General features: G+C 62.3%; 11 protein-coding genes. All 11 read left to right on the top strand.

What is annotated here, in order from left to right; genetic code table 11:
* The first annotated feature begins 137 nt into the window (after window positions 1-137).
* Window positions 138-551 carry an NADH-quinone oxidoreductase subunit A gene (locus J4D52_RS23330; protein ID WP_007929187.1) on the top strand — a complete coding sequence of 138 codons (414 nt, stop codon included), beginning with the start codon at window positions 138-140 and terminating at the stop codon, window positions 549-551.
* 10 nt (window positions 552-561) lie between these two features.
* The gene (locus J4D52_RS23325; RefSeq protein ID WP_007929186.1) at window positions 562-1,236 is read left to right on the top strand and encodes an NADH-quinone oxidoreductase subunit B family protein; all 675 of its coding nucleotides are present in this window, start codon (window positions 562-564) and stop codon (window positions 1,234-1,236) included.
* 72 nt (window positions 1,237-1,308) lie between these two features.
* Entirely contained in the window at window positions 1,309-3,090 is a 1,782-nt protein-coding gene (gene nuoC, locus J4D52_RS23320) for an NADH-quinone oxidoreductase subunit C/D (RefSeq protein WP_053279908.1), read from the top strand.
* Window positions 3,091-3,092: 2 nt separating this feature from the next.
* Complete coding sequence (gene nuoE, locus J4D52_RS23315) at window positions 3,093-3,590, top strand: NADH-quinone oxidoreductase subunit NuoE (protein WP_007929184.1); 498 nt, start codon at window positions 3,093-3,095, stop codon at window positions 3,588-3,590.
* Window positions 3,587-4,945 (top strand): NADH-quinone oxidoreductase subunit NuoF, encoded by a 1,359-nt coding sequence (gene nuoF / locus J4D52_RS23310; RefSeq protein WP_009049785.1) that lies wholly within the window; start codon window positions 3,587-3,589, stop codon window positions 4,943-4,945. The genes nuoE and nuoF overlap by 4 nt, the downstream gene beginning before the upstream one ends.
* 125 nt (window positions 4,946-5,070) lie before the next feature.
* Complete coding sequence (gene nuoG, locus J4D52_RS23305; RefSeq protein ID WP_063432011.1) at window positions 5,071-7,785, top strand: NADH-quinone oxidoreductase subunit NuoG; 2,715 nt, start codon at window positions 5,071-5,073, stop codon at window positions 7,783-7,785.
* Complete coding sequence (gene nuoH, locus J4D52_RS23300; protein WP_007929607.1) at window positions 7,782-8,789, top strand: NADH-quinone oxidoreductase subunit NuoH; 1,008 nt, start codon at window positions 7,782-7,784, stop codon at window positions 8,787-8,789. The genes nuoG and nuoH overlap by 4 nt, the downstream gene beginning before the upstream one ends.
* 11 nt (window positions 8,790-8,800) lie before the next feature.
* The gene (gene nuoI, locus J4D52_RS23295; RefSeq protein ID WP_003223795.1) at window positions 8,801-9,349 is read left to right on the top strand and encodes an NADH-quinone oxidoreductase subunit NuoI; all 549 of its coding nucleotides are present in this window, start codon (window positions 8,801-8,803) and stop codon (window positions 9,347-9,349) included.
* Between the two features lie 9 nt (window positions 9,350-9,358).
* Window positions 9,359-9,859 (top strand): NADH-quinone oxidoreductase subunit J, encoded by a 501-nt coding sequence (gene nuoJ / locus J4D52_RS23290; RefSeq protein ID WP_025804708.1) that lies wholly within the window; start codon window positions 9,359-9,361, stop codon window positions 9,857-9,859.
* A 13-nt stretch (window positions 9,860-9,872) separates the two neighbouring features.
* Window positions 9,873-10,181, top strand: coding sequence for an NADH-quinone oxidoreductase subunit NuoK (nuoK, locus tag J4D52_RS23285; protein ID WP_023964387.1), 309 nt, complete (start codon window positions 9,873-9,875; stop codon window positions 10,179-10,181).
* Window positions 10,178-12,031 carry an NADH-quinone oxidoreductase subunit L gene (nuoL, locus tag J4D52_RS23280; RefSeq protein WP_025804709.1) on the top strand — a complete coding sequence of 618 codons (1,854 nt, stop codon included), beginning with the start codon at window positions 10,178-10,180 and terminating at the stop codon, window positions 12,029-12,031. Before nuoK ends, nuoL begins: the two co-directional genes overlap by 4 nt.
* Window positions 12,032-12,039: the final 8 nt, after the last annotated feature.

Below are 12,039 nucleotides of genomic sequence, written 5' to 3'. Positions count from 1 at the left end.
TAATTTCGCCATAGAAAATTTACTTGCCCCGTGTTTAGCCATAAAATCACGCCGATTGACTGCACTGCGACATATCGTCACTGCTTTATTTCTTTATCAAGCTCAGAGACCTTTGCTCTCTGTTAAGGATTACCAGCATGCCCGAAGCGACAGGACTCATGGCCCACAACTGGGGCTTTGCCATTTTCCTTCTGGGTGTAGGCGGCCTCTGCGCCTTCATGCTCGGCGTCTCCAGCCTCCTCGGGTCAAAAGCCTGGGGCCGCAGCAAAAACGAACCGTTCGAGTCCGGCATGCTACCTACCGGTGGCGCCCGCTTGCGGCTCTCAGCCAAATTCTATCTGGTCGCGATGCTCTTCGTGATCTTCGATATCGAAGCCCTATTTCTCTTTGCCTGGTCTGTGTCCGTCCGCGAAAGCGGCTGGACCGGATTCGTCGAAGCTCTCGTTTTCATAGCAATTCTGTTGGCAGGTCTTGTCTACCTTTGGCGGGTGGGGGCTCTTGATTGGGCTCCGGAAGGTCGCCGTAAGCGGCAGGCGAAGCTAAAACAATGAGGCTTTGGCGATGCAATACAATCTCACCAGGATCGACCCCGATGCTCCTAACGAGCAGTATCCGATCGGCGAACGGGAAACCGTTTCCGATCCGTTAGAAGATCAAGTCCACAAAAACATCTTCATGGGCAAGCTGGAAGACGTGCTGAGCGGCGCGGTCAACTGGGGGCGTAAGAACTCCCTGTGGCCGTACAACTTCGGCCTGTCCTGCTGCTACGTGGAAATGACCACCGCCTTCACGGCGCCCCACGACATCGCGCGCTTCGGCGCCGAAGTTATCCGGGCATCACCGCGCCAGGCGGATTTCATGGTTATTGCCGGAACCTGCTTCATCAAGATGGCGCCGATCATTCAGCGTCTCTACGAGCAAATGCTCGAACCGAAGTGGGTCATCTCCATGGGTTCGTGCGCCAACTCCGGTGGCATGTACGACATCTATTCCGTCGTTCAAGGGGTGGACAAGTTCCTGCCCGTGGACGTCTACGTGCCTGGCTGCCCGCCCCGCCCTGAAGCTTTTCTGCAAGGCCTGATGCTCTTGCAGGAGTCGATTGGCCAGGAGCGTCGCCCACTTTCCTGGGTCGTCGGTGACCAAGGCGTGTATCGCGCCGAAATGCCGTCGCAAAAGGAACAGCGCCGCGAACAGCGTATTCAGGTAACCAACCTGCGCAGCCCCGACGAAGTCTGATTCCAGAGCGCTTCTTACAAAGAACGAAAAACTGGCTTCATTCTTTACGTTGACCGAAAGCGATAAAAAACCATGACTACAGGCAGTGCTCTGTACATCCCGCCTTATAAGGCAGACGACCAGGATGTGGTCGTCGAACTCAATAACCGTTTTGGCCCTGAGGCGTTCACCGCCCAGGCCACCCGCACCGGCATGCCGGTGCTGTGGGTTACCCGTGCCAAACTCGTCGAAGTTCTGACCTTCCTGCGCAACCTGCCCAAGCCGTACGTCATGCTCTATGACCTGCATGGCGTGGACGAGCGTCTGCGCACCAAGCGTCAAGGGCTGCCAGGCGCCGACTTCAGTGTGTTCTACCACCTGCTGTCGATCGAGCGTAATAGTGACGTAATGATCAAGGTCGCCTTGTCCGAGAGCGACCTCAGCTTGCCGACCGTGACCGGTATCTGGCCAAACGCCAACTGGTACGAGCGTGAAGTCTGGGACATGTTCGGCATCAACTTCGCCGGCCACCCTCACCTGTCGCGCATCATGATGCCGCCGACCTGGGAAGGTCACCCGCTGCGCAAGGACTTCCCGGCGCGCGCCACCGAATTCGATCCGTTCAGCCTGACCCTGGCCAAGCAACAACTGGAAGAAGAAGCCGCGCGCTTCAAGCCGGAAGACTGGGGCATGAAGCGTTCCGGCGCCAACGAGGACTACATGTTCCTCAACCTGGGCCCGAACCACCCTTCGGCTCACGGTGCCTTCCGCATCATCCTGCAACTGGACGGTGAAGAGATCGTCGACTGCGTACCGGACATCGGCTACCACCACCGTGGCGCCGAGAAGATGGCCGAGCGTCAGTCCTGGCACAGTTTCATTCCGTACACCGACCGTATCGACTACCTCGGCGGCGTGATGAACAACCTGCCGTACGTGCTCTCGGTCGAGAAACTGGCCGGGATCAAGGTGCCGGAGAAGGTCGACGTCATCCGCATCATGCTGGCCGAGTTCTTCCGGATCACCAGCCACCTGCTGTTCCTGGGTACCTACATCCAGGACGTCGGCGCCATGACCCCGGTGTTCTTCACCTTCACCGACCGTCAGCGCGCCTACACCGTGATCGAAGCCATCACCGGTTTCCGTCTGCACCCGGCTTGGTACCGCATCGGCGGCGTCGCCCACGACCTGCCACGCGGCTGGGAAAAACTGGTGAAGGACTTCGTCGACTGGCTGCCCAAACGCCTCGACGAATACACCAAAGCCGCCCTGCAGAACAGCATCCTCAAGGGTCGTACCATCGGTGTCGCCGCCTACAACACCAAGGAAGCCCTGGAATGGGGCGTCACCGGTGCTGGCCTGCGTTCCACCGGTTGCGATTTCGACCTGCGTAAGGCGCGCCCCTACTCCGGCTACGAGAACTTCGAGTTCGAAGTCCCGCTGGCGGCCAACGGCGATGCCTACGACCGCTGCATGGTCCGCGTCGAAGAAATGCGCCAGAGCATCAAGATCATCGACCAGTGCCTGCGCAACATGCCGGAAGGCCCGTACAAGGCGGACCACCCGCTGACCACACCGCCGCCGAAAGAGCGCACGCTGCAGCACATCGAGACCCTGATCACGCACTTCCTGCAGGTTTCGTGGGGCCCGGTCATGCCGGCCAACGAGTCCTTCCAGATGATCGAAGCGACCAAGGGCATCAACAGTTATTACCTGACGAGCGATGGCGGCACCATGAGCTACCGCACCCGGATCCGTACCCCGAGCTTCGCCCACCTGCAGCAGATCCCTTCGGTGATCCGCGGCAGCATGGTCGCGGACTTGATCGCGTACCTGGGTAGTATCGACTTCGTTATGGCCGACGTGGACCGCTAAGCATGAACAGCACGCTTATCCAGACAGACCGTTTCGCCCTGAGCGAAACCGAGCGCTCGGCCATCGAGCACGAGCTGCATCACTACGAAGACCCGCGCGCGGCGTCTATCGAAGCCCTGAAGATCGTCCAGAAGGAACGTGGCTGGGTGCCTGATGGCGCGCTCTACGCCATCGGCGAGATCCTCGGCATCCCGGCCAGCGACGTAGAAGGCGTGGCGACGTTCTACAGCCAGATCTTCCGTCAGCCGGTCGGCCGTCACATCATCCGTGTCTGCGACAGCATGGTCTGCTACATCGGCGGCCACGAGTCCGTGGTCAGCCAGATCCAGAGCGAGCTGGGCATCGGCCTCGGCCAGACCACCGCCGACGGCCGCTTCACCCTGCTGCCGGTGTGCTGCCTGGGCAACTGCGACAAGGCCCCGGCACTGATGATCGACGACGACACTTTCGGCGACGTGCAGCCTGCTGGCGTGGCCAAACTGTTGGAGGGCTACGTATGACCCTGACATCCTTCGGCCCTGCCAACCGCATCCAGCGCAGCCCGGAAACCCATCCGCTGACCTGGCGCCTGCGCGACGACGGCGAGCCGGTATGGCTCGACGAGTACCAGGCCAAGAACGGCTACGCCGCTGCGCGCAAGGCCTTCGCCGACCTGTCCCAGGACGACATCGTCCAGACCGTCAAGGACGCCGGCCTCAAGGGCCGCGGCGGCGCGGGCTTCCCCACTGGCGTGAAGTGGGGCCTGATGCCCAAAGACGAATCCATGAACATCCGCTACCTGCTGTGCAACGCGGACGAAATGGAACCCAACACCTGGAAAGACCGCATGCTGATGGAGCAACTGCCCCATCTGCTGATCGAAGGCATGCTGATCAGCGCCCGCGCGCTGAAAACCTACCGCGGCTATATCTTCCTGCGGGGCGAGTACACCACCGCCGCCAAGCACCTCAACCGTGCAGTGGAAGAAGCCAAAGCTGCAGGCCTGCTGGGCAAGAACATCCTGGGCAGCGGCTTCGACTTCGAGCTGTTCGTCCACACCGGCGCCGGGCGTTACATCTGCGGTGAAGAAACCGCGCTGATCAACTCCCTCGAAGGCCGCCGCGCCAACCCACGCTCCAAGCCGCCCTTCCCTGCCGCCGTCGGCGTCTGGGGCAAGCCGACCTGCGTGAACAACGTCGAGACCCTGTGCAACGTGCCAGCGATCATCGGCGACGGCGTGGAATGGTACAAATCCCTCGCTCGCGAAGGCAGTGAAGACCACGGCACCAAGCTGATGGGCTTCTCCGGCAAAGTGAAGAACCCTGGCCTGTGGGAGCTGCCGTTCGGCGTGACCGCGCGCGAGCTGTTCGAAGACTACGCCGGCGGCATGCGCGACGGCTTCAAGCTCAAGTGCTGGCAGCCAGGCGGCGCCGGTACCGGTTTCCTGTTGCCTGAACACCTGGATGCGCAGATGTACGCCGGCGGCATCGCCAAGGTAGGCACCCGCATGGGTACCGGCCTGGCCATGGCGGTCGACGACAGCATCAACATGGTGTCGCTGCTGCGCAACATGGAAGAGTTCTTTGCCCGCGAATCCTGCGGCTTCTGCACCCCTTGCCGCGATGGCCTGCCGTGGAGCGTCAAGCTGCTGCGCGCCCTCGAGAAAGGCGAAGGGCAAGCCGGCGATATCGAGACCCTGCTGGGTCTGGTCGGCTTCCTCGGCCCAGGCAAGACCTTCTGTGCTCACGCACCGGGCGCCGTGGAGCCATTGGGCAGCGCCATCAAGTATTTCCGTCCAGAGTTCGAGGCCGGCATCGCAGCCACCAGTGCTGCCGTCGTCCCGCCCCTGGCCCGGCCGATCGTAGTCGGCGCGTAAACGTATCGAACGAGGGTGGTCCGTGCCGCCCTCGTATCGCCTGAAGACGCCGCGACGCGCCAGGCGAGCACCAAGATTCCATTAGCCACGCCCGCTGACACCGGGCCAACGAAGAACTTTGAACCATGGCCACTATCCACGTAGACGGCAAAGCGCTCGAAGTCGATGGGGCGGACAACCTGTTACAGGCATGTCTGTCACTAGGCCTCGACATCCCTTATTTCTGCTGGCACCCCGCTCTCGGTAGCGTCGGTGCCTGTCGCCAGTGCGCGGTCAAGCAGTACACCGACGAGAACGACACCCGTGGTCGCATCGTCATGTCCTGCATGACACCCGCCACCGACAACACCTGGATCTCCATCGACGATGAAGAATCCAAGGCCTTCCGCGCCAGTGTCGTCGAATGGCTGATGACCAACCACCCGCACGACTGCCCGGTCTGCGAGGAAGGCGGTCACTGCCACCTGCAAGACATGACCGTGATGACCGGCCACAACGAGCGCCGTTATCGCTTTACCAAGCGTACCCACCAGAACCAGGAACTCGGCCCGTTCATCGCTCACGAGATGAACCGCTGCATCGCCTGCTACCGTTGCGTACGATTCTACAAAGACTATGCCGGCGGCACCGACCTCGGCGTGTTCGGCGCTCACGACAACGTGTACTTCGGTCGCGTTGAAGACGGCACCCTGGAAAGCGAGTTCTCCGGCAACCTCACCGAGGTCTGCCCGACCGGTGTGTTCACCGACAAGACTCACTCCGAGCGCTACAACCGCAAATGGGACATGCAGTTCTCGCCGAGCATCTGCCATGGCTGCTCCAGCGGTTGCAACATCTCCCCGGGCGAGCGCTACGGCGAACTGCGACGCATCGAAAACCGCTACAACGGTTCGGTGAACCAGTACTTCCTGTGCGACCGCGGCCGTTTCGGTTATGGCTACGTCAACCGCACAGACCGTCCACGCCAGCCGCTGCTGAACGACGGCACCAAGCTGAACCTGGACCAGGCGCTGGACAAGACCGCCGACCTGCTGCGCGGCCGCAATATCGTCGGTATCGGTTCGCCCCGCGCCAGCCTGGAAAGCAACTACGCCCTGCGTGAGCTGGTAGGCGCCGAGCACTTCTACAGCGGTATCGAAGCCGCCGAGCTGGAGCGCATCCGCCTGGTCCTGCAAGTGCTGAAAAACAGCCCGCTGCCCGTGCCGACCATGCGCGACATCGAAGACCACGATGCGGTGTTCGTCCTCGGCGAAGACCTGACCCAGACCGCCGCCCGCATGGCCCTGGCCCTGCGTCAGTCGGTCAAGGGCAAGGCTGAAGAGATGGCCGACGCCATGCGCGTCCAGCCATGGCTCGACGCCGCGGTGAAAAACATCGGCCAGCACGCGCTGAACCCGCTGTTCATCGCCAGCCTGGCTGAAACCAAGCTCGACGACGTTGCCGAGGAGTGTGTACACGCCGCTCCCGACGACCTGGCACGCATCGGTTTCGCCGTGGCCCATGCCCTGGACGCCAGCGCCCCGGCTGTCGAAGGCCTGGACGCACAAGCCCAGGAACTGGCCAAGCGCATCGCCGACGCCCTCCTCGCCGCCAAGCGCCCACTGATCATCGCCGGCACCTCCCTGGGTTCCAAGGCACTGATCGAAGCCGCGGCGAACATCGCCAAGGCCCTGAAGCTGCGCGAGAAGAACGGTTCCATCAGCCTGATCGTGCCTGAGGCCAACAGCCTCGGCCTGGCCATGCTCGGTGGCGAATCGGTGGACGCCGCCCTGCAAGCGGTGATCGACGGTAAGGCCGACGCCCTGGTCGTGCTGGAAAACGATCTGTACACCCGCACCGACGCCGCCAAGGTCGATGCCGCGCTGAACGCCGCGAAAGTGGTGATCGTCGCCGACCACCAGAAGACCGCCACCAGCGATCGCGCGCACCTGATTCTGCCAGCGGCCAGCTTCGCCGAAGGCGACGGCACCCTGGTCAGCCAGGAAGGCCGTGCCCAGCGCTTCTTCCAGGTGTTCGACCCGACTTACATGGATGCCAGCATCCTGGTTCACGAAGGCTGGCGCTGGCTGCATGCCCTGCGCTCTACCCTGCTGAACAAGCCGGTGGACTGGACCCAACTGGACCACGTGACCGCCGCCTGCGCCCAGAGCAACCCGCAACTGGCACGCATCGTCGATGCCGCGCCATCGGCGTCGTTCCGCATCAAGGGCCTGAAGCTGGCCCGCGAACCGCTGCGTTACAGCGGCCGTACCGCCATGCGCGCCGACATCAACGTGCACGAGCCACGTACCCCGCAGGACCAGGACACCGCGTTCTCCTTCTCCATGGAAGGTTACTCGGGCTCCGTGGAACCGCGCTCCCAGGTGCCGTTCGCCTGGTCGCCGGGCTGGAACTCGCCGCAAGCCTGGAACAAGTTCCAGGACGAAGTCGGTGGTCACCTGCGTGCCGGCGATCCGGGCACCCGCCTGATCGAAAGCCAGGGCGACAGCCTCGGCTGGTTCGCCAGCGTGCCGCGCGCCTTCTCCCCTGCCCAGGGCACCTGGCAGGCGGTGCCGTTCTACCACCTGTTCGGCAGCGAAGAGAACTCTTCGAAAGCCGCTCCGGTCCAGGAACGCATCCCGGCCGCCTACGTTTCCCTGGCCAAGTCCGAAGCCGATCGCCTCGGCGTCAACGATGGTGCGCTGCTCGCCGTGAACGTGGCAGGCCAGACCCTGCGTCTGCCGCTGCGCATCAACGAAGAACTGGGCGCTGGCCTGGTGGCCCTGCCGGCTGGCCTGGCGGGCATTCCACCGGCGATCTTTGGCAAATCCGTTGACGGTCTGCAGGAGGCAGCGCAATGACCTGGTTCACCCCTGAAGTGATCGACGTGATCCTGGCGGTCGTCAAAGCCCTGGTCATCATGCTGGCCGTGGTGGTCGCAGGTGCCTTGCTCAGCTTTGTCGAGCGTCGCCTACTGGGCTGGTGGCAGGACCGTTACGGTCCGAACCGCGTTGGCCCGTTCGGCATGTTCCAGATCGCCGCCGACATGCTGAAGATGTTCTTCAAGGAAGACTGGACCCCGCCGTTTGCCGACAAGGTGATCTTCACCCTGGCACCGGTCGTGGCCATGAGCGCCTTGCTGATCGCTTTCGCGATCATCCCGATCACCCCGACCTGGGGTGTGGCGGACCTGAACATCGGCCTGCTGTTCTTCTTCGCCATGGCCGGCCTGTCGGTCTACGCGGTGCTGTTCGCCGGCTGGTCGAGCAACAACAAGTTCGCCCTGCTCGGCAGCCTGCGGGCCTCGGCCCAGACCGTGTCCTATGAAGTGTTCATGGGCCTGGCGCTGATGGGCATCGTGGCCCAGGTCGGTTCGTTCAACATGCGCGACATCGTCGACTACCAGGCGCAGAACCTGTGGTTCATCATTCCGCAGTTCTTCGGCTTCTGTACCTTCTTCATCGCTGGCGTGGCCGTGACTCACCGTCACCCGTTCGACCAGCCGGAAGCGGAACAGGAACTGGCCGACGGTTACCACATTGAATACGCCGGCATGAAATGGGGCATGTTCTTCGTTGGCGAGTACATCGGCATCATCCTGATCTCGGCACTGCTGGTCACCCTGTTCTTCGGTGGCTGGCACGGTCCGTTCGGCATCCTGCCGCAACTGTCCTTCGTCTGGTTCGCCCTGAAGACCGCGTTCTTCATCATGCTGTTCATCCTGCTGCGCGCTTCCATCCCGCGTCCGCGTTATGACCAGGTGATGGACTTCAGCTGGAAATTCTGCCTGCCGCTGACCCTGATCAATTTGCTGGTGACTGCTGCGCTTGTGTTGTTGAACACGCCAGCGGGCGCGGTTCAGTGAGGATTTGACCCATGTTCAAATATATTGGCGACATCGTTAAGGGTACTGGTACCCAACTGCGCAGCCTGGTGATGGTCTTCGGCCATGGCTTTCGCAAGCGCGACACCCTGCAATACCCGGAAGAGCCGGTCTACCTGCCGCCCCGCTACCGTGGCCGCATCGTGCTGACCCGCGACCCCGATGGCGAAGAGCGTTGCGTAGCCTGCAACCTGTGCGCCGTGGCGTGCCCGGTGGGTTGCATCTCGCTGCAGAAAGCTGAAACCGAAGACGGTCGCTGGTACCCGGACTTCTTCCGCATCAACTTCTCGCGTTGCATCTTCTGCGGCCTCTGCGAGGAAGCCTGCCCGACCACCGCGATCCAGCTGACCCCGGATTTCGAGATGGCCGAGTTCAAACGTCAGGACCTGGTTTACGAGAAAGAAGATCTGCTGATCTCCGGTCCCGGAAAGAACCCTGATTACAACTTCTATCGTGTTGCAGGTATGGCCATTGCCGGTAAGCCAAAAGGCTCCGCGCAAAACGAAGCCGAGCCGATCAACGTGAAGAGCTTGCTGCCTTAAGGAAGAAAGATGGAATTCGCTTTCTATTTCGCGTCAGGTGTCGCCGTTGTCTCCACGCTACGCGTGGTGACCAACACCAACCCTGTGCACGCCCTGCTCTACCTGATCATTTCGCTGATCGCCGTGGCGATGACGTTCTTCAGCCTCGGCGCGCCGTTCGCCGGCGTGCTGGAAGTGATCGCCTATGCCGGCGCCATCATGGTGCTGTTCGTGTTCGTGGTGATGATGCTGAACCTGGGCCCAGCCTCGGTTCAGCAGGAACGCATCTGGCTCAAGCCGGGGATCTGGCTCGGGCCGGTGGTGCTCGCCGCCCTGCTGCTGGTGGAACTGCTGTACGTGCTGTTCAGCCACCAGAGCGGTAGCGGTATCGGCCACACCACCGTGGACGCCAAGGCCGTGGGCATCAGCCTGTTCGGTCCTTATCTGCTGGTGGTCGAACTCGCCTCGATGCTGCTGCTCGCCGCAGCCGTCACGGCGTTCCACCTGGGCCGCAACGAGGCGAAGGAGTAAGACCATGCCTACTATCGGAACTATCCCTCTGGAGCACGGCATGGCCGTTGCCGGCATCCTGTTCTGCCTCGGCCTGGTCGGCCTGATGGTGCGCCGCAACATTCTCTTCGTGCTGATGAGCCTGGAGGTGATGATGAATGCCTCCGCCTTGGCCTTCATCGTCGCCGGTAGCCGCTGGGCGCAGCCGGATGGACAGGTCATGTTCATCCTGGTGATCAGCCTGGCAGCCGCCGAGGCCAGTATCGGCCTGGCGATCCTGTTGCAGCTGTATCGCCGCTTCCACACTCTCGATATCGACGCTGCCAGCGAGATGCGCGGATGAACCTTCTCTATCTGACTTTCCTGTTCCCCCTGATCGGTTTCCTGCTGCTGTCGTTCTCCCGTGGACGCCTCTCGGAAAACCTCTCCGCCCTGATCGGTGTCGGTTCCGTTGGCCTGTCGGCGATTGTCGCGGCTTATGTGATCTGGCAATTCAACGTCGCCCCGCCGGAAGGTGGCCACTACACCCAGGTGCTGTGGCAGTGGATGACCGTTGGCGACTTCAAGCCGACCTTCGCCCTGTATCTGGACGGCCTGTCCGTGACCATGCTCGGCGTGGTGGTGGGCGTGGGTTTCCTGATCCACTTGTTCGCGTCCTGGTACATGCGCGGTGAAGACGGTTACTCGCGCTTCTTCGCCTACACCAACCTGTTCATCGCCAGCATGCTGTTCCTGGTGCTCGGCGATGACCTGTTGTTCCTGTACTTCGGCTGGGAAGGCGTAGGCCTGTGTTCGTACCTGCTGATCGGTTTCTACTACAGCAACCGCAACAACGGTAACGCGGCACTCAAGGCCTTCATCGTCACCCGCATCGGCGACGTGTTCATGGCCATCGGCCTGTTCATCCTGTTCCAGCAGCTGGGTACCCTGAACATCCAGCAACTGCTGGTCGCGGCGCCTGCGAAGTTCCAGGCCGGCGACTTCTGGATCGTCCTGGCGACCCTGATGCTGCTGGGTGGCGCGGTCGGTAAATCCGCCCAGCTGCCGCTACAGACCTGGCTGGCGGACGCGATGGCCGGTCCTACCCCGGTTTCGGCACTGATCCACGCCGCAACCATGGTGACCGCCGGTGTCTACCTGATCGCCCGTACCCACGGCCTGTTCGCCCTGGCGCCGGACATCCTGCACCTGGTGGGCGTCGTCGGTGGCGTGACCCTGGTCCTGGCCGGCTTCGCCGCGCTGGTACAGACCGACATCAAGCGGATCCTCGCCTACTCGACCATGAGCCAGATCGGCTACATGTTCCTGGCCCTGGGCGTTGGCGCCTGGGACGGCGCGATCTTCCACCTGATGACCCACGCCTTCTTCAAGGCCCTGCTGTTCCTTGCCTCCGGTGCGGTGATCGTTGCCTGCCACCACGAGCAGAACATCTTCAAGATGGGCGGCCTGTGGAAGAAACTGCCGCTGGCCTACGCCAGCTTCATCGTTGGCGGCGCGGCCCTGGCGGCCCTGCCACTGGTCACCGCCGGTTTCTACTCCAAGGACGAGATCCTCTGGGAAGCCTTCGCCAGCGGTAACCACGGCCTGCTGTATGCCGGTCTGGTGGGGGCCTTCATGACCTCGCTGTACACCTTCCGCCTGATCTTCATCACCTTCCACGGTGAAGCCAAGACCGAAGCCCACGCCGGCCACGGCATCAGCCACTGGCTGCCGCTGTCGGTGCTGATCGTTCTGTCGACCGCCGTCGGCGCCATGATCACTCCACCGCTGCACGGTGTGCTGCCACTCAGCGTCGGCCATGCCGGCGGCGAAGCCAAGCACAGCCTGGAACTCGCGTCTGGCGCCATCGCCATCGCCGGTATCCTGCTGGCCGCGCTGCTGTTCCTCGGCAAGCGTCGCTTCGTTACCGCCATCGCCAACAGCGGCATCGGCCGCATCCTCTCGGCCTGGTGGTTCGCTGCCTGGGGCTTCGACTGGATCTACGACAAACTGTTCGTCAAGCCATATCTGGCGATCAGCCATGTACTGCGCAAAGACCCGCTCGACCAGACCATCGGTCTGATCCCGCGCCTGGCCAAAGGGGGCCACAACTCCCTGAGCCGTACGGAAACCGGTCAACTGCGTTGGTACGCCGCCTCGATGGCTGCTGGTGCCGTGCTGGTTATCGGCGCCGTCGTGCTGGTAGCGGTCTGATATGAACC

The sequence above is a fragment of the Pseudomonas sp. GW460-12-10-14-TSB1 genome (assembly GCF_017349775.1).
Taxonomy (GTDB): Bacteria; Pseudomonadota; Gammaproteobacteria; order Pseudomonadales; family Pseudomonadaceae; genus Aquipseudomonas; species Aquipseudomonas piscium.
Note: the sequence above shows the minus strand (reverse complement) of the source record. Positions and strands in the feature narration are given on the sequence as shown.